Raw genomic sequence first — 17,400 nt, forward strand, 5'->3', positions numbered from 1 at the left:
GTGGGTGTGCGCTCGGAACCTGGCGTACCTCAAACCGTTAATCAACACCCCCGATCGCGGGTCAATCATGAACATCGAGAACTCGTCTCCATGTTCCCGCTGAGCACACGAATCGAATCCGGCCGCCGCAACCCATCATTCGGCTTCCATTGCGAAGCCGAATCGTCATAAGAGCGCAGCCATTCCGCCCGCGATACAGGACGGCTGGCTGTGGTCGAGGTACTCCGGTCGTACCGAATAAAAGGCCGGAAGAACCGCGATCCGGCACCGAAAGGCGGCCTCCTCGATCTTGATCGGTACTCGGTCAGCGATGCGGTGGTTTGACCGCGAGGATCGGGCGATCAGCGTTGAGCAGGATCTGTTGCGCGGTGCTGCCGAGGAACAGCTTGCCTACCGGGCTTCGACGGCGGAGACCGATGACGATCACCGAGGCGCCGGCTTCGTCAGCGGTGGCCAGCAGAATGTCGGAGAACTCACCGGCATGCGAGTTCTGGCGGATCTCCAAGGCCACGCCGGCATCGGCCGCCTTGGCGAGAAGAGCGGCAAGGTGGTCCGGCGCGGCGACGTCGGTGCTGACGGGTGCGCCGCCGCGTGGTGAGTTGATGAGCAGGAGTGGCTCGCACCGGCGTGCCGCCTCGTCCAGCGCGGCAGCGAAGGCCGCCTCGCCCTCCGGCGTAGGGAGATACCCCACCAATACCGTCATTCCGCCTCCTCGGCTTTGTTGTCACGTCGTGGGGACTCCGTCACCCGATCGCTGGCGGCCCCGGATGGGGTCCCTGCTGGGTCAACTGCCTCCGGGTCTCCGATGGCGGCCCTCTGCCGGGAGGCGCGGCCGCCGAACCCGCCGCCCGACGACGCCCCAACGGCCGAATCCGAACCGTCTTGCCGGACGGCGGCCGATACAGACGACTCGGCTTCGCCACCAGCCGAGTCGAACGGGTAGGCATGTCCGGCGGCCGGCACAGAGGAATCGGCTCCGCCGCCCGCCGGCACAGAAGAGTCGGCGCCGCCCACTGGCGCAGAAGAGTCGGCGCCGCCCGCCGGCACAGAAGAGTCGGCGCCGCCCGCCGGCACAGAAGAGTCGGCGCCGCCCACTGGCGCAGAAGAGTCGGCGCCGCCCGCCGGCACAGACGACTCAGTTCCGCCACCCGCTGGTACAGAAGGCTCGCTCGGGTGGCGTCGGTGGAGGAGCGTCCGGGCCAGGGGCAGCAGGATCACGGCGAGGAAGGCCACCGCGAGGGTGCCCGAGATCGGGCGGGTCAGGAATCCGGTCAGGTCGTCGTCGAAGAGGAGCAGCGAGCGCCTCAGGGACGTCTCCAGCAGAGTGCCCAGGACGAACGCGAGAACCATCGGGCCGGGGTCGAACCCGGCCTTCTTCATCAGGTAGCCGAGGACACCGAATCCGATCACCAGGCCGATGTCGAAGACGCTGTTGTTGACCGTGTACGCGCCGACCAGCGTGATCAGCACGGTGATCGGTGCCAGCACGGCGGCGCGGACCCGCAGGATCCGGACGAAGACGCCGAGCAGCGGGATGCTCATGATCAGCAGAAGCACGTTGCCGAGGTACATCGAGTTGACGACGCCCCAGAACAGTTCCGGATGCTCGGTGACCAACTGTGGTCCCGGCGTGACGCCCTGGATGAGCAGTGCCCCGAAGATCACCGCCATCGTCGCGTTGGCCGGAATGCCCAGCGAGAGCAGCGGGATGAACGACGAGGTCGCGGCCGCGTTGTTGGCGGTTTCCGGCGCGGCGACGCCCTCGATGGCGCCCCGCCCGAACCGCTCGGGATGTTTGGAGCGGCGTTTCTCCAGCGCGTAGGCGGCCATCGAGGACAGGACCGCGCCGCCGCCGGGCAGGATGCCGAGGACGAAGCCGATGACCGAGCCGCGGCCGATCGCACCGGACGACTGCCTGAGGTCGGCGCGGCTCGGCCAGACGTTGGTGACCCTGGTGGGCGCCTGCACGGCGCGGTGGCGTTCTTCCAGGTTGTAGAGGATCTCGCCGAGACCGAAGAGGCCCATCGCGATGGGCACGAAGTCGATGCCGTCGGCCAAGGACAGGTTGCCGAAGGTGAAGCGTTCGGCGCTGGTGAAGTCGTCGCGGCCGACGGTGGCGAGCAGTAGGCCGACCGCGGCGGCGGTGAGCGCGCGGATCCGGCCGCCGCTGCTGATCGTGCTGACCAGCATGATGCCGAGCAGCGCGAGGACGGTGTACTCGGGTGGGCCGAAGTCGAGGGCGAACCCGGCGACGATCGGGGCGACGAGGGTGAGCGCGACGATCGAGAGGGTGCCGCCGACGAAGGAGCCGATGGCGGCGATACCGAGGGCGGCGCCGGCTCTGCCCTGTCGGGCGAGCGCGTGGCCGTCGAAGACGGTGACCACGGAGGATGCCTCGCCGGGCAGGCGCAACAGGACCGACGTGACGGTGCCGCCGTACTGGGCGCCGTAGAAGATGCCGGCCAGCATGATGACCGCGGTGACCGGTTCCAGGCCGAAGGTGAGGGGCAGCAGGATCGCGATGGTGGCGGCCGGGCCGAGGCCGGGGAGAACGCCGATGAGCATGCCGATGACGACGCCGACGAGGCAGTAGAGCAGGTTCGCCGGTTCGAGGACGACCGCGAAGCCGTCGATGACCGAGGACAACGGTCCTCCAGAGGATCAGAACAGGTGGGGGATGGTGACGTCGAGCGCGCCGACGAACAGCGCGTAGAAGACCACGACGATGCCGAGGCTGACGGCGATGGACGTCCGCAGGCTCTCCCGGCCGAGGAAGCGCAGCCAGACGAAGGCGAGCAGCGCGGTCGGGATCTCGAAGCCGATGGTGGCGATCACCGCGACATAGGCGATCATGCTGGCGACGGCGGCGACGACCAGCAGGCTGCTGCGGGTGAACCGCTCCGGTGGCTCGGCCCGGCGGGCCTGTAGGGCGAGGATCAGGCCGAGGAGAACGAGAGCGACACCGACGATCATCGGCCAGGTGCCGGGGCCCGAACCGAGGGCGGCGGCGCCGGCGACCGCCGCGCCGCCGAGGGCGATCACGACGACGGCGGCGATCAGGTTGGTGGACGGGCCGGCCGCGGGCGGCCGGTCGTCAACGGGTTCGGTGGTCACTTGGCACTCAGATCGATCTTGTGCTGGGCCACGAGGTCGCGGTACGTCTGGAGCGATCCGTTCCACTGCTGGAGCAACGCGGTCCCGTCCACCTCGTTCGCGGTCAGCAGTCGTTTGGTGTTGAAGTCCTTGTAGGCCTGCTCCGCGAATCCCTTCTGGAAGGCCGTCCGCAGGCGGTCCACGACCTCCGCGGGTGTGCCCTTCGGTGCGACGATCGCCCGGGACTGCTGGACCGGCACGTTGAACCCGGCTTCGGTGGCGGTCGGGACGTCCGGCATATAGCTGGGGCGCTGGGTCGCGAAGGTGACGAGCGGAACCGCCTTGCCCGCCTCGATCTGTTCCTTGGCCTCGCCGAGCTGGACCGCCGCCACGTCGACCTGCCCGCCGAGGACCGCGGTCAGTGCCGGGGCGCCGCCGTTGAACGGCACGGCGGTGGCTTCCACTCCGGCCTGGGCGAACAGCAGGGTCTGGGTGAGCTGGCTGCCGGTGCCGACGCCGGTGGTGGCGAACTTGACCGGCCGCTTGGCGGCGACGATGTCCTGGACGGTCTTGAACCCGGTCTGCGGGTGGGCGATGAGGACGAAGTCGTCCTGCGAGATCCCGGTGACGACCTCGTAGTCGTTGACGTCGACGGCCTGGTCGGCGGGCACGGCCAGCGGCGTGATGTAGGCGAGCGAGCCGACGAACACCATGACCGTGTAGCCGTCGGGTGCGGCGGCGGCCAGTTCCTTGGCCGCGACCGCCCCGTTGGCGCCCGGCCGGTTCTGCACGGTGATCGGCTGTCCGAGGTCCTTGCTCGCGGGATCGGCCAGGGCGCGGCCGATGAGGTCGGTGCTGCCGCCGGCGTCCTGGCCGATCAGCAGGGTGACGGCGCGTTCGGGGTAGGCGGCGGTGGAGCCGCTGTCGCCGTCGGAGCCGAGGTTGCCGCCGCAGCCGGCGAGGACGAGCAGGCCGGCGAGGCCGAGTGCGGGGAGCGTCAGTTTCATCGGGAGTCTCCCGCTTGTGAGGGGGGTCACTGGTGCCGCGAGCCTATGACCGTGCAGTAATGCATGTCCAAGCCAATTAGTGCATCGATTGATACCTTGACGGTATGACGTACTCCCTCGAGCAACTCCGGGGTTTCGTCGCGGTCGCCGAGGAACTGCACTTCGGGCGCGCGGCGGTTCGGCTGCGGATGACTCAACCCCCGCTGAGCAGGCAGATCCAGAAACTGGAGGCGGCCGTCGGGGTGCAACTACTGGAGCGGGACAACCGGCGGGTACGGCTCACGCCCGCCGGTTACGCGTTCCTCAACGAGGCGCGGCGCATCCTGGCGATCGCCGAGGCCGCGCCGGCCCTGGCGAAGCGGGTCTCGTCCGGCATGCGCGGCGTGATCAAACTGGCGTTCACCTCGGCCTCCACCTTCGGCATCCTGGGCCGGATCCTCGACCACCTGGACCTCGACCTTCCCGAGGTGCACATCGAGCTGTTCGAGATGGTCACCCGCGAGCAGCTCGATGCGCTGACCGCTGGTGACATCGACCTGGGGCTGGCCCGGCCGCCGTTCGACCCGGAGCTGTTCGAGTCCCGGCTGCTGCACCGGGAGGCACTGCTGCTGGCGGTGCACGAGGACCATCCCCTGTCCGAACTGCGCCGGCCGGTGGTGCCCGCAGACCTGACCCGCGAGCCGCTGATCTTCCACTCCCAGCAGAAGGCGCGGTACTTCTACGACCTCGTGGTGAGCATGGTGCCGCTCGCACAGGAGCGGGTGATCCACACCGTCAGCCAGGTGATCACCATGTTGTGGCTGGTCTCGGGCGGGCGCGGGGTGGCCTTCGTCCCCGAGTCGGCGCGCCTGATCGGCATCCCGCACGTCAACTACCTGCCGATCGCCACGCCGATCGTCGATCCGGTCGAGCTGCATCTGCTCTGGCCTCGACGGTCCGACAATCCGGCGCTGCCCCGGGCGATCTCCGCCCTCAGCTTCCTGATGCACTGACGGTATCAATCGATGCCGAAACACTCTTGGACAGGCATCGTCGTTGCTTCCTACGGTTGCTTCGTGAACGCGATTCCCCCTCTCGACCTGGCCGCCCGGCTGGCTTCGGGCCTGCTGTCGTTCCCCGTCACCCACTTCGACGACCGCCTCGCCTTCGACGAGACTCGCTACCGCGAACACCTGGCGTGGCAGGCCGGGTTCGGCGTCGCCGGCCTGTTCGCCGCCGGCGGCACCGGTGAGGGCTTCTCCCTCACCAGCGCCGAGATCGACACCGTGGTCCGGGCCGCGGTCGACGAGGTCGGGTCGCGGGTCCCGGTGATCGCCCCGGCCACCGGCAACACCGCGCAGGCGGTCGCCCAGGCACAGGCCGCCGAGGCCGCGGGCGCCGCCGGGCTGCTGCTCTTCCCGCCCTATCTGACCGAGGCCAGTCAGCCGGGCCTGATCACGCACGTCGAGGCGGTCTGCCGGGCGACCGGGTTGGGCGTGATCGTCTACAGCCGGGCCAATGCCGTCCTCGAGGACGTCACCGTCGCCGAGCTGGCCGACCGCAACCCCACCCTCATCGGCCTCAAGGACGGTGTCGGCGACATCGAGCGGATGACCCGCACCTATGCCAGGGTCGGCGACCGTCTGATCTACGTGGGTGGGCTGCCGACGGCCGAGACGTTCGCCCTGCCGTTGCTCCAACTCGGGGTCAACACCTACTCGTCGGCGCTCTACAACTTCGTGCCGGAGTTCGCGCTGCGCTTCTACGCGGCGGTGCGGGCCCAGGACCGGGTCGCCGTCTACGGCATGCTCAACGACTTCGTGATCCCCTACCTCGACATCCGCGACCGGGCCCGCGGCTACGCCGTGTCGATCATCAAGGCCGGTCTGACGGCGGTCGGGCGTGACGGTGGCCGGGTGCGGCCACCCCTCACCGACCTCACCGGGGACGAGCGGGACGCCCTGGCAGAACTGATCGAGAAGGTACGGTCGTGAAACCCACGATCGAGCGCATCGAAGTCGTGCCGGTCGCCGGTCACGACAGCATGCTGCTCAACCTCAGCGGTGCTCATGGGCCGTTCTTCACCCGTACCGTCGTGATCCTCACCGACAGCGAGGGCCGCACCGGCCTGGGTGAGGCTCCGGGCGGCACCGCGATCCGGAGCACCCTGGAGACCGCCGGTGAGCTGCTCCTCGGCAGGCCCGTCGCGGAGTTCGCCTCGCTCCTGCGCACCTTCGCCGAGATGCACGCCGGCCAGGATGCCGGGGGCCGGGGCCTTCAGACGTACGACCTGCGCGTCACGGTCCACGCCGTGACAGCTCTGGAGTCGGCGCTGCTCGACCTGCTCGGCCGGCATCTCGGGGTGCCGGTCGCCGAGTTGCTCGGTGACGGCAGGCAGCGCGACAGCGTGCCGGTGCTCGGCTATCTGTTCTACATCGGCGACACGTCGCGCACCGACCTCCCCTACCGGCACGAGACCGGCCCGGTCGACGGCTGGGAGCGGTTACGCCGCAGTCCCGCCCTGACCCCGTCGTCGATCGTCGCGCTGGCCGAGGCCGCCCAGGCCCGGTATGGCTTCAGCGACTTCAAGCTCAAGGGCGGAGTGTTCGCCGGCGAGATGGAGGTCGAGGCGGTGCACGCCCTGGCCGAGCGTTTCCCCGACGCCCGGATCACCCTCGACCCGAACGGCGGCTGGCTGCTGAAGGACGCCATCGCGCTCTGCCGTGACCTGCACGGTGTGCTCGCCTACGCCGAGGATCCGGTCGGCGCCGAGGGTGACCTGTCCGGGCGGGAGACGATGGCGGAGTTCCGGCGGGCCACCGGGCTGCGCACGGCCACCAACATGATCGCCACCGATTGGCGGCAGATGGCCCATGCGGTACGCGCCCAGGCCGTCGACATCCCCCTCGCCGATCCGCATTTCTGGACCATGCGGGGTTCGGTCCGGGTCGCCCAGCTCTGCCACGACTTCGGGCTCACCTGGGGCTCGCACTCCAACAACCACTTCGACATCTCGCTGGCGATGTTCACGCACGTCGGGGCAGCCGCACCCGGTGAGATCACCGCCCTCGACACGCACTGGATCTGGCAGGACGGTCAGCGGCTCACCCGTGAGCCGTTCCCGATCCGCGACGGTGCCATCGCCGTTCCATCCACTCCGGGTCTCGGTGTCGACCTCGACCGCGACGCCCTCGCCGCCGCCCACGAGCTCTACCGGGAACACGGGCTCGGCGGGCGCGACGACGCCACGGCCATGCAGTACCTCCTACCCGGTTGGCGCTTCGATCCCAAGCGCCCCTGTCTGGTGCGGTGACCTCGTGACTGATCGAATCGTGGGTATCACGCTCTCCTCCGTCACGTTGCCGCTGAAACACGCGATCAGCGACGCCAAGGTGTTCACCGGGCGGCAGCGGCCGATGACCGAGGTCGTGTTCCTGTTCGCCGAGGTCCGCACCGGGTCCGGTCTGGAGGGAGTGGGCTTCAGCTACAGCAAGCGGGCCGGTGGGCCGGCCCAGTTCGCGCACGCCCGTGAGGTCGCGCCGGACCTGATCGGCGAGGACCCCAACGACATCCAGCGACTCTGGACCAAACTCGTGTGGGCCGGCGCCTCGGTCGGCCGCAGTGGAGCGTCGACGCAGGCGATCGCGGCGCTCGACGTGGCCCTGTGGGACCTCAAGGCGAAACGGGCCGGCTTGCCGCTGGCCAAGCTGCTCGGCGCCCACCGCGATGCGGTGCGCTGCTACGACACATCCGGCGGGTTCCTGCACGAGCCGATCGAGCAGGTGCTGGCCAACGCCACCGCATCACTGGCGTCCGGGATCGGCGGCATCAAGATCAAGGTGGGTCATCCGGCGGCGGCTGTCGACCTTGCCCGGGTGCGGGCGGTTCGCGAGCACATCGGGGACGAGACGCCACTCATGGTCGACGCCAACCAGCAGTGGGACCGCCCGACGGCACAGCGGATCGGGCGGGCGCTGGAGGAGTTCGGGCTCGTGTGGATCGAGGAGCCGCTGGATGCGTACGACGCCGAGGGTCATGCGGCCCTCGCCCGCAGCCTGGACACAGCGATCGCCTCCGGTGAGATGCTGACCAGCGTGGCCGAGCACCACGAACTCATCCGCCGCAACGCCGTCGACATCATCCAGCCGGACGCGCCCCGGATCGGTGGCATCACCCAGTTCCTGCGGCTGGCCGGCCTCGCCGAACACGCCAACCTGATCATGGCACCGCACTTCGCCATGGAGATCCACGTTCACCTGGCGGCCGCTTATCCCCACGAGCCGTGGATCGAGCACTTCGACTGGCTGCACCCCCTCTTCGACGAGCGCCTGGAGATCCGCGACGGCCGCATCCACCTGTCCGACCGTCCCGGCCTCGGCGTGAGCATCAGCGACCAGGCCCGCAAGTGGACCGTCGACCGGGCCGACCTCGGAGCCCCCGCATGACCTCGGCACTGTCGCCCACCACCGCGCGGGCCGATGCAGCCGGAACCGCTCCCCTGGCGCGGCCCTTCGACACCGAGGCCGTCACTGAGGGGACGGCGGGGCATCGCTGCACCACAGCGGTCTCGGCCATGGAGCGCTCCCGCACCACGCGCGATAATGCAGAACCCGGGTACCACCGCCACCGCCAGTGGGGGACGGTGCGGCGGTCCCGTGCCGCACGGCCGAGTCTGCGGAACCGGCCGGGTTGCGCGAGAGTGATTCCGATGCGTCCGGGCACCGGGCCCGGCCTCAACTTCGATCTCGTGGAGGGCACAGCATGACCGGTGTTCCCAGCATCGACCCTCGCAGTGGCGCAACCGTGGAGATCGTCGCCGAGGAGACCACGACAGAGCAGGTGGACGCGATCTGCACCGCCGCACTCACCGCCGCCGGACCACTCGAGGATCTCGGCCGCGACGGTCGGGCGGCCCTGCTCGACGACCTGGCGGCAGCACTCGAAGCACACCGGGACCGCATCGTCGAGGTCGCCGACCGGGAGACCGCACTCGGGACCGTGCGGCTCAACGGGGAATTGAGCCGCACGTGCTACCAGTTGCGGCTCTTCGGTGAGGTGCTGCGCGACGGCGGCTACCTGGAGGCCACCGTCGACCATCCCGGGGAGACCCCGATGGGCCCACGACCGGACCTGCGGCGAATGCTCGTGCCGATCGGGCCGGTGGCCGTGTTCGGCGCCAGCAACTTCCCGCTGGCCTTCTCGGTCCCCGGCGGCGACACCGCGTCAGCCATCGCCGCGGGCAGCCCGGTCGTCCTGAAGGCACACCATTCACACCCGGCGACCTCGCAGCTCTGCTACGAGATCCTCGCCGAGGCCGCCCGGAAGGCCGGCGCCCCGGACGGCACGTTCGGCATCGTGCACGGCATGCAGGCCGGCGCCGACCTCGTCGCCCATCCGGCGATCCGCGCGGTCGGTTTCACCGGCTCGGTCACCGGCGGCCGGGCCCTGCTCGCCATCATCGAACAGCGTCCCGAACCGATCCCGTTCTACGGCGAGTTGAGCAGCCTCAACCCGGTCGTCGTCACTCCGGAGGCCGCCACCGACCGGGCCGAGAAGATCGGCGCCGAGTTCGCGGCCTCGTTCACCCTGGGCGCCGGTCAGTTCTGCACCAAGCCCGGCCTGATCTTCGTCCCCCACGGTCCCGACGGCGACCGTCTGGTCACCGCCATCCGGGAGACGATCACCGGGCTGGATCCGATGGTGATGCTCAACGCCGGCATCGCCACCGCCTACCAACGAGGCACAGCCGCTCTCGCCAGCGCGACCGGCGAATCCGGCGCGCCTGGCGCGACCGGCGCGACCGGTGTTGCTGAAGCGACCGCCGAGGCTCGCACGACCGGCGAGAATGGCACGGCCAACGCGATCCGCAAGACCGGCGCGACGAGCCTGGACGAGCCCGCTTCCGCCTCCTCCGGAGAGCGGGCCCCGGCGCGGGCCACACCGCTGCTATTCGCAGCCTCCGCGGCTGCGCTGCCACCGGAGGCGACCGAGGAGTGCTTCGGGCCGGTCACCATCGTGGCCCGATGGGCCGATGAGGCCGAACTGTTCGCGGCTGTCGATGGGCTGCCGCCATCGCTGACCGCGACCGTGCACCGGGGACCCGGCGAGACGGAACTGCCGGCCGAACTGACCCGGCGGTTCCGGTCGCGGACCGGGAGACTCGTCTACGACGGCTATCCCACCGGTGTCGCGGTCTCCTGGGCCCAGCACCACGGTGGGCCGTGGCCCGCCACCAACACGCAGCACACATCAGTCGGCGCTACCGCCATCCGCCGGTTCCTGCGGCCGGTGACCTGGCAGAACGCGCCGGCCGACCTGCTCCCACCGGAGCTGCGTGACGAATATGACAGCGTCCCGCGGCGGGTCGACGGGGTGTTGCGCACGAGACTCTGAGGGTGCAACTCGACCATGCGGTGCTGCTCGTGGCCGGAGGCGTCGGGTCGGGGCTGACCGGCTCGATGGCGGGGCTGGCGTCGCTCATCAGCTACCCGACGTTGCTGGCTGTCGGTCTTCCGCCGATCGCAGCCAACGTGACCAACTCGGTCGGCCTCCTGGCCAGCGGTGCCGGGTCGGCCGCCGGGTCGCGGCAGGAGCTACGTGGTCAGGGCCCGCGCATCCTCCGGCTCAGCGTGTTCGCGCTGCTGGGCGGCACCACCGGTGCCGTTCTGCTGCTGAACACCACGTCAGCGGTGTTCGAGCGGATCGTGCCGCTGCTGATCGTGCTGGCGGCGGTTGTCCTGCTGCTGCGCGATCAGCTTCGAGACTGGTATACGCGGCCCAGGTCCCGGTTCGCGCAGCCGCCGCTCGGGTTGGCGATCTTCCTGATCGGCATCTACGGCGGCTACTTCGGGGCGGCCGCGGGCGTGCTGATGCTGGCCGTCATGTCGATGTCGATGGTCGAACCACTGGCAGTGACCAATGCCGTGAAAAGCGTCGTCCTGGCCGCATCGAATGCCGCCGCCGCAGTCCTCTACGCCTTCATCGCCCCGGTCAACTGGACTGCCGCGGCACTGCTCGGCGTCGGCTGCCTGATCGGCAGCTGGATCGGCCCGGCCCTGGTCCGCCGCACCCCGGAACGCCCGCTCCGCATCGTGATCGCCGTGGCCGCGCTCGGTTTGGCCGCCTACCTCTGGCACGACGCCCACACCTGATAGCCGAGGAATCGCCTGCTCCCGCCGGAGACGACCACACGGATATGGTTCCGGGCGGAGCTACCTGACGTGGGTGGCCCGTGGCGCTCGGTTCCGAAGACTGAGCCGTCGTAGAGACGACGACGGGAACCAGCCGGGGTTCACCCCGTAACAGCTGTGACAAGTGTGACCATGGGGGCATGACGATCCGGGTCGCGATGTGGTCAGGTCCCCGCAACATCTCCACGGCGATGATGCGCAGCTTCGGCTCGCGCGCCGACACGGTCGTGTCCGACGAGCCGCTCTACGCCCACTACCTCGCTGCCACCGGCCTCGACCATCCCGGCCGTGACGAGATCCTGGCCTCCCAGCCGCAGCGCTGGGAGGACGTCGCCGAGGCACTGACCGGCCCGGTCCCCGGCGACCCGGCGGTCTTCTACCAGAAACACATGACCCACCACCTGCTCCCCGCCATCGGCCGCGACTGGCTGGGCAAACTCGCCCACGCATTCCTGATCCGCGACCCGGGGCACGTGGTGGCGTCGTATGCGAAGGTGCGCGGCGAGCCGACCCTGGAGGACCTCGGCTACCCGCAGCAGGTGGAGATCTTCCGCACCTTCGGTGGCCCGGTCGTCGACTCCGCCGACGTGCTGCGCGACCCGGCCGGCACCCTGCGGCGGCTCTGCGCGGATCTCGGTCTCACCTTCGACCCGGCGATGCTCTCCTGGGCGCCGGGCCCGCGACCGGAGGACGGCGCGTGGGCGCCGCACTGGTACGCCAACGTGCACGCCTCCACCGGCTTCGCCGCCTACGACCCCTCCCCCGCCGACATTCCCGACCGCCTCCGCCCGCTGGTCGAGGCGGCCCGCCCGTACTACGAGGAACTGGCCGCCCATCGCCGCTGACCTCGGCCTTCACCCAACAGCCCTGCGCACCCCGCATCACCCGCCGCAACGACAACCGACCGTCACCCAGCACCCCGACGCACCCCGCATCCACCCGCCGCAACGACAACCGACCACCACCCAACAGCCGGACGCACCCCCGCATCACGCGCCAACGACAACCGACCACCACCCAGCACCCCGCATCACGCCCCAACCACAACCGACCACCACCCAACAGCCCGACGCACCCCGCATCACCGGGCGCAACGGCGGTCGGCGGGCTCAGCCGTGCGATGATTCGCCTCCATCGATCGGGGAGTGCGGGCATGGGTTACAGCGGGGGCATCTTCGTGGTGAAGGCCGAGCGGCCGGCACCACTCGGCGAACTGGGCGTGCTCGGGGAGAAGAGCTTCCCCGGCGGTTGGCACGAGCTTCAACTCGACGGCTTCCCCGAGGGTTCCGCGCTCCGCGAGGTGGTGGTCGCCACCGGAGCCCCGGCCCTGATGGCCGTGGTGCTCGACAGCGACATGGCGCACGTCCAGGCGCTCAGCCCGGCCGGGGTCGGCTGGGCCGCCTACCTGCATCCCGGCAATGCGGAGGCCTTCGGCGCCCCGCCGCTGCCGCACTCGCCGGACGAGATCGTCGAACTGGCCGCGACCTGGTCCGCCGAAGCAGGCCTGCACGCTGACCGGGACGCCGTCCGGGCCGCGCTGACCGCGCAGAACACCTTCGCCGAGGAGACCCTCACCGACCTGCTGACCGGGCTCGGTGTCACCGGTTGATCCCCCACTGATGTGACGATCTTGCATGCATGCATGGCTGCTGGTCTCCACCGCTGTCTCAAGTGCCTTGAGACAGCGGTGGAGACCAGCCGGACCATTTCTACGTACAACGTGGAGCACGCGCACGACCGGATCGACATGTACAGCACGCATGGGACGGCCCTCGTCGCCGACGACTTCAATGCCAGCCCCACTACACGAGACTCAACGGCTGGTACAGCCCGTCGGTGAACACTGCGGCCAACCGGGGAACACCGGCGCCTACTCGGGAACTCGACGACACCGACGCGATCTGCCCCGGGTACGGCGAGTTGACCGCGGTGGAGACGCCGAAGAACCAGAACGCCGAGGTGGCCCTCATGTTCGTCCGCGAGGACCGGCTGACCGGGGACTACACCGCCGACTCGATCGGCATCCCCCGGTCCTGCTCCGGCATCGGCGCGGCGCAGTACTACCCGTCGTCGTCCTGTTCCGGTCACCGCATCCTTCTCGGGCGCGTGACCGTGGACCCCTCCGACACGTCCTTCCGGTGACCGGTCAGGCGTCGATCAGGCGTACGCCGTTCGCGGCGGCGTGCTCCTGGTAGATCTTCGCGACGCGGCTGGTCAGCGGGCCGACCTTGCCGTCCCCGATGCGGCGGCCGTCGATCGTGGTGACCGCGGCGATCTCACCCATCGTGCCGGTGCAGAAGACCTCGTCGGCGGTATACATCTCGGTGAGTGACACGTCGCGGACCACGGCCGGGATGTCGTGGCGGGCGGCCAAATCCAGGACCGTCTGGCGGGTGATGCCCTCCGGGCAGGCGGCCGTCGTCGGGGTGACCAGGCGGCCGCCCAGCACCGCGAACAGGTGGGTGGCGTTGGTCTCGGCGACGAAACCCCGCTGGTCGAGCATGAGGGCGTCGTCGGCGCCGGCCGCGTTCGCCTCGATCTTCGCGAGGATCGAGTTGATCAGGTTGTTGTGGTGGATCTTGGGGTCCAGCACGTCCGGCGACGGACGGCGGATGCTCGACGTGGCCAGGGTGAGGCCGCCGGTGTCGTAGACCGGGGGCTTGTGCTCGGCCAGCACGATCAGGGTCGGCCCGGCCCGGTTGAGCCGCGGGTCCATGCCGCTGGTCACCTTGACCCCGCGGGTCAGGGTGAGCCGGATGTGCACCCCGTCGACCATCTCGTTGGCCCGCAGCGTGGCGGTGATCGCCTCGATGATCGTGTCGTCGGACGGGATGTCGGCGAACCCGAGGGCCAGCGCCGACCGCCGCAGCCGGGCCAGATGCGGGTGGAGCCCGAAGATCGCGCCACGGTAGAGACGCAGGCCCTCCCAGACCGCGTCACCGCCCTGGACCACCGAGTCGAACGGGGACAGACCGGGCTGGTCACGGTGCAGCAGGGTCCCGTTGACCCAGTACTGGATGCCGGCGTTGCGCTCGTCGTACCGCTGAAGCATCGGCTCAGCATAGAGGCGCCGGAGCGCTCGACCGGCGTACCCCGGAATGATCTAGGCGCGGCCACCGGGGACCGAGACCTGGCGACGGGCCAGGTCCTGAAGGATCTCGCTCGTGGCGGACGTGCCGAAACGCGTCACGCCGACGCCGGCCATCGCGATCATCGCGTCCAGGGTCCGCACCCCACCGGAGGCCTTGACCTGCACCTTCGGGGAGACGGCCGAGCGCATCAGCGCGAGGTCGTCGATGGTGGCGCCCTTCGGCGCGAAGCCGGTGGAGGTCTTCACGAACGCCGCACCGGCCCGCTCGGCGGCCCAGCAGGCGGCGAGTTTCTGCTCGTCGGTGAGGTACGCCGTCTCGAGGATGACCTTGACGTGCGCGCTGCCCGCGGCCTTCACGATCATGCCGATCTCGTGCTCGACGGCGGCGATGTCGCCGGAGCGCAGCCAGCCGACGTTGAGCACCATGTCGATCTCCTTGGCGCCCTGGTGCACGGCCAGTTCGGTCTCGGAGATCTTGATCGAGGTGGCGGTGTCACCGTGCGGGAAGCCGACCACCGTGCCGACCGCGACGTTGGTCCCGCGCAGCAGGTCGACCGCGACGGTCACGTCGCAGGGCCGGACACAGACCGAGGCCACGTCGTACTTCCTGGCGATCGCGCAGCCTTCGCGCAGGTCTTCCAGGGTGAACTCGGGCCGGAGGATGGAGTGGTCGATCATCTTCGCGATCTGCGGCACGGTGAAGTTCATGGAACCGGACAGTAGCTGTCTAGACAGGTGGTTGTCTAGACAGTCTGACGGTATCGGTAAGGTGTGCGTCATGTCCGGGGATCCCGATTTCTCGCCGCGCTACTTCCGCATCGAGCAGACGCTGCGCGCACAGATCGCGAAGTCCCGGCCACACGACCCGCTGCCCTCCGAACCGGAGCTGGCCCGCGAACACGGCGTCAGCCGGATGACCGCCCGGGCCGCGGTGACACAGCTGGTCAACGACGGTCTCGTCTACCGGGCGCCGGGCCGCGGCACGTTCGTCGCCGTGCCCAGCGGGCCCCGCCGCGCCGACCACCTGATCCGGCTCAGCGAGGAGATCCGCAAACAGGGCAAACGACCATGGGCCAAAGTGGTCGTCGCCGAGCTGCGCCCACCCACCACCATCGAGGCCACCCGGCTGCGCCTGCGCAAGGGCGACGTGTTCGCGATCCACCGGGTCCGGTTCGCCGACGACGAGCCGATCGCCTTCGAGCGCGCCATGTATCCGGGGACCGTCGGCGATCTGCTCGCCGCCGACCTGTCCCGCTCGGTGCACGAGGCGCTCGTCAAACTCGGGCACACCCCGGTGCACGGGACGTCGACCATCCGCGCCGAGGCCGCCACCGAGGAGGACGCCCGGGAGCTGGGCGTCCCCGCCGGCTCGGCGCTACTGATCGAGGAACGGCTCATCCTCGACCAGAACGAGCGGCCCCTCGAACTCAGCGAGTCCCGCTACGCCGGCGACCGCTACCGGCTGGACGTCGCGTTCGGGGTCGAGCCGCTCGTTCAGTAGGTGCAGGGGCGCCGCCTCGATCCCCGCGGCATCCAGTGCGGCCCAGTAGGCGGCCGCCTGCTCCGGCGTCACCGGACCGTTCACCAGCGGCAGGCCGGGCACAGCGGCGTGCAGCAGGGACTCCAGCCGGCACGAGGCGATCGACCCCGGCAGATGAGGCTCGATCGCGGGCAGGCCGGGCGCCGCCTTTCGTACCGTCTCACCGCAGTCCAGCAGACCGCCGCCGACGATCAGGACGTCACCGCGGGTCCGCATCCGCGCCAGAGCCCGGGACGTGTCGAAACAGTGCGGGAACGAGTCGTCGACCAGGATCGTGCCGGGCCGCAGACGGTCCACGTCCACAGTGCGCGGGCCGCTGCTGGTCGCGGCCACGATAACGTCGGCACGGTAGACCGCCTCCGGGCTCGTCGCCACCTCGACCGGGATGTCGAGGGACGCGGCCAGCTCCGCCAGCCGGGGTGCGGCGGCCGGCAGATCACACAGGATCAGGCTCGCCGGTGACTCGGCACGGGCCAGCAGCAGACTCAGCGACGACGTACCGATCGAACCCATGCCGAGCACCGCGACGACGCAGTCCTGAAGCTTGCGGTCGCGGGCGGCCACGGCCGCGAGAACGGTGCGGACCACCGCGGCGGCGGTCACCGCATGGCCGGTGGTGAGGTTCACGTCGCTTCTCCGGTACGGGACGACGGCCGCCCCGTAACCGGTGTTCGCCGGGATCATTCCCGCGAGGGAGACCGTGCCCGCACCGTGTTCCGCCGCCAGGTCGACGGCCGCCGCCACCAGTTCCGCCAGGCTGCCGGGCGCTGCCCCAGAGCCGGTCCCCATCGGCCTCGTTCCCACCGAGCTGGTTCCCGCGCTGGTTCCTGCCGAGCTCGTTCCCGCGCTGGTTCCTGCCGCGCTCGTTCCCGCGCTCGTTCCGGCCGGACCGGCCGGGCTCGTTCCAGCAGGGCCGCCCGGGCTCAGTTCGTCGGCGAAGCGGGGGACGGCGATGAATCCGGATCGGCCGAGCGGAGTGTCCACCGTCTCCAGCAGCCGCGGCCGCCCGTCCGGGAAGACCAGCCGGCGAATCGTCTCCCGGTCGAGTCCGGGCAACAGCTGCCGTACCTCCTCCGGCAGCGCACCGGCGAGGGCGGTCAACTGCTCGGGCGCCGGAAGATAGCCGATGAGTCCGGCATCCAGTTCGCCCCGCCGCGGCCTCTGCTCGGCCTCGGACCCTTCGGCGCCGGTCGCGGTGGTCGAGCCGGCAAGATCGCCGGAGAGAGCGACCGCCAGGCGGGCGGTGGTCGCATGCGGCAGGCGGGCGCGGAGTGTGAGGCGGAGACCGCCGTCGAACGGGCGGACCGCCAGCAGCACGTCGGTGCCCGGCGGAACGGCGAGTTCGGCGTCCGTGTCGTCCCAGGACAGCCGCAACGTCGCGCCCTTCAGTACCCCGAGCGCGCCGAAATCCAGCCAGGTGAAGAAGTGCTGCCAGCCCTGCGGGGCCGTGAACGTCCTGGTCCGTGCCTCGATGACGGCGGCCGCCACCTCGGCGGGGCC

General features: G+C 70.1%; 16 protein-coding genes. 10 read left to right on the forward strand and 6 right to left on the reverse strand.

Annotation, left to right across the window (positions count from 1 at the left end; translation table 11 throughout):
• Positions 1-304: 304 nt before the first annotated feature.
• The 4 genes from BC793_RS14175 to BC793_RS14190 are packed head-to-tail and all read right to left on the reverse strand — an operon-like array spanning position 305 to position 4,100.
• Positions 305-703, reverse strand: coding sequence for a universal stress protein (locus BC793_RS14175; RefSeq protein ID WP_109592951.1), 399 nt, complete (start codon positions 701-703; stop codon positions 305-307).
• On the reverse strand, positions 700-2,646 hold the full coding sequence (locus BC793_RS14180; RefSeq protein WP_239170001.1) for a tripartite tricarboxylate transporter permease: 1,947 nt from the start codon (positions 2,644-2,646) through the stop codon (positions 700-702). Before BC793_RS14180 ends, BC793_RS14175 begins: the two co-directional genes overlap by 4 nt.
• Positions 2,647-2,661: 15 nt before the next feature.
• On the reverse strand, positions 2,662-3,114 hold the full coding sequence (locus BC793_RS14185; protein ID WP_203896188.1) for a tripartite tricarboxylate transporter TctB family protein: 453 nt from the start codon (positions 3,112-3,114) through the stop codon (positions 2,662-2,664).
• Positions 3,111-4,100 (reverse strand): tripartite tricarboxylate transporter substrate binding protein, encoded by a 990-nt coding sequence (locus BC793_RS14190; protein WP_109592953.1) that lies wholly within the window; start codon positions 4,098-4,100, stop codon positions 3,111-3,113. Before BC793_RS14190 ends, BC793_RS14185 begins: the two co-directional genes overlap by 4 nt.
• 104 nt (positions 4,101-4,204) lie before the next feature.
• Between BC793_RS14190 and BC793_RS14195 the strand changes: the two genes are divergently transcribed.
• From BC793_RS14195 to BC793_RS14235, 9 genes are all read left to right on the forward strand, one after another.
• Positions 4,205-5,092, forward strand: coding sequence for a LysR family transcriptional regulator (locus tag BC793_RS14195; protein WP_109592954.1), 888 nt, complete (start codon positions 4,205-4,207; stop codon positions 5,090-5,092).
• Between the two features lie 63 nt (positions 5,093-5,155).
• A complete protein-coding gene (gene kdgD, locus BC793_RS14200; protein ID WP_203896189.1) occupies positions 5,156-6,073 on the forward strand; it encodes a 5-dehydro-4-deoxyglucarate dehydratase in 918 nt (305 codons plus the stop codon).
• Complete coding sequence (locus BC793_RS14205) at positions 6,070-7,392, forward strand: enolase C-terminal domain-like protein (protein ID WP_239170002.1); 1,323 nt, start codon at positions 6,070-6,072, stop codon at positions 7,390-7,392. Before kdgD ends, BC793_RS14205 begins: the two co-directional genes overlap by 4 nt.
• A gap of 4 nt (positions 7,393-7,396) precedes the next feature.
• Positions 7,397-8,524, forward strand: a complete 1,128-nt coding sequence (locus tag BC793_RS14210; protein WP_275416177.1) for an L-talarate/galactarate dehydratase — start codon at positions 7,397-7,399, stop codon at positions 8,522-8,524.
• Between the two features lie 316 nt (positions 8,525-8,840).
• Entirely contained in the window at positions 8,841-10,472 is a 1,632-nt protein-coding gene (locus tag BC793_RS14215) for an aldehyde dehydrogenase (NADP(+)) (RefSeq protein WP_109592956.1), read from the forward strand.
• 2 nt (positions 10,473-10,474) lie between these two features.
• Complete coding sequence (locus BC793_RS14220) at positions 10,475-11,230, forward strand: sulfite exporter TauE/SafE family protein (RefSeq protein WP_109592957.1); 756 nt, start codon at positions 10,475-10,477, stop codon at positions 11,228-11,230.
• A 179-nt stretch (positions 11,231-11,409) separates the two neighbouring features.
• Positions 11,410-12,114, forward strand: a complete 705-nt coding sequence (locus tag BC793_RS14225; protein WP_109592958.1) for a sulfotransferase-like domain-containing protein — start codon at positions 11,410-11,412, stop codon at positions 12,112-12,114.
• Between the two features lie 308 nt (positions 12,115-12,422).
• A complete protein-coding gene (locus BC793_RS14230) occupies positions 12,423-12,878 on the forward strand; it encodes a hypothetical protein (RefSeq protein WP_109592959.1) in 456 nt (151 codons plus the stop codon).
• A gap of 227 nt (positions 12,879-13,105) precedes the next feature.
• Positions 13,106-13,411, forward strand: a complete 306-nt coding sequence (locus BC793_RS14235) for a hypothetical protein (protein WP_146246272.1) — start codon at positions 13,106-13,108, stop codon at positions 13,409-13,411.
• Positions 13,412-13,415: 4 nt separating this feature from the next.
• On the opposite strand, the gene BC793_RS14240 is transcribed toward BC793_RS14235, so the two are convergent.
• Entirely contained in the window at positions 13,416-14,321 is a 906-nt protein-coding gene (locus tag BC793_RS14240; RefSeq protein WP_109592961.1) for an aminotransferase class IV, read from the reverse strand.
• Positions 14,322-14,372: 51 nt separating this feature from the next.
• A complete protein-coding gene (deoC, locus tag BC793_RS14245; protein WP_109592962.1) occupies positions 14,373-15,068 on the reverse strand; it encodes a deoxyribose-phosphate aldolase in 696 nt (231 codons plus the stop codon).
• Between the two features lie 70 nt (positions 15,069-15,138).
• Between deoC and BC793_RS51280 the strand changes: the two genes are divergently transcribed.
• On the forward strand, positions 15,139-15,861 hold the full coding sequence (locus BC793_RS51280) for a GntR family transcriptional regulator (protein WP_109592963.1): 723 nt from the start codon (positions 15,139-15,141) through the stop codon (positions 15,859-15,861).
• The last annotated feature ends 1,539 nt before the right edge of the window (positions 15,862-17,400 follow it).

It is taken from the genome of Actinoplanes xinjiangensis, from assembly GCF_003148685.1.
Lineage (GTDB): Bacteria > Actinomycetota > Actinomycetes > Mycobacteriales > Micromonosporaceae > Actinoplanes > Actinoplanes xinjiangensis.

What these genes read in the sequence shown, in the direction of transcription:
- BC793_RS14195 (WP_109592954.1), top strand. Translation starts at nt 4,205, where the DNA reads ATGACGTACTCCCTCGAGCAACTCCGGGGTTTCGTCGCGGTCGCCGAG.
- deoC (WP_109592962.1), bottom strand. Translation starts at nt 15,068, where the DNA reads ATGAACTTCACCGTGCCGCAGATCGCGAAGATGATCGACCACTCCATC.
- BC793_RS14230 (WP_109592959.1), top strand. Translation starts at nt 12,423, where the DNA reads ATGGGTTACAGCGGGGGCATCTTCGTGGTGAAGGCCGAGCGGCCGGCA.
- BC793_RS14175 (WP_109592951.1), bottom strand. Translation starts at nt 703, where the DNA reads ATGACGGTATTGGTGGGGTATCTCCCTACGCCGGAGGGCGAGGCGGCC.
- BC793_RS14190 (WP_109592953.1), bottom strand. Translation starts at nt 4,100, where the DNA reads ATGAAACTGACGCTCCCCGCACTCGGCCTCGCCGGCCTGCTCGTCCTC.
- BC793_RS14240 (WP_109592961.1), bottom strand. Translation starts at nt 14,321, where the DNA reads ATGCTTCAGCGGTACGACGAGCGCAACGCCGGCATCCAGTACTGGGTC.
- BC793_RS14225 (WP_109592958.1), top strand. Translation starts at nt 11,410, where the DNA reads ATGACGATCCGGGTCGCGATGTGGTCAGGTCCCCGCAACATCTCCACG.
- BC793_RS51280 (WP_109592963.1), top strand. Translation starts at nt 15,139, where the DNA reads ATGTCCGGGGATCCCGATTTCTCGCCGCGCTACTTCCGCATCGAGCAG.
- BC793_RS14215 (WP_109592956.1), top strand. Translation starts at nt 8,841, where the DNA reads ATGACCGGTGTTCCCAGCATCGACCCTCGCAGTGGCGCAACCGTGGAG.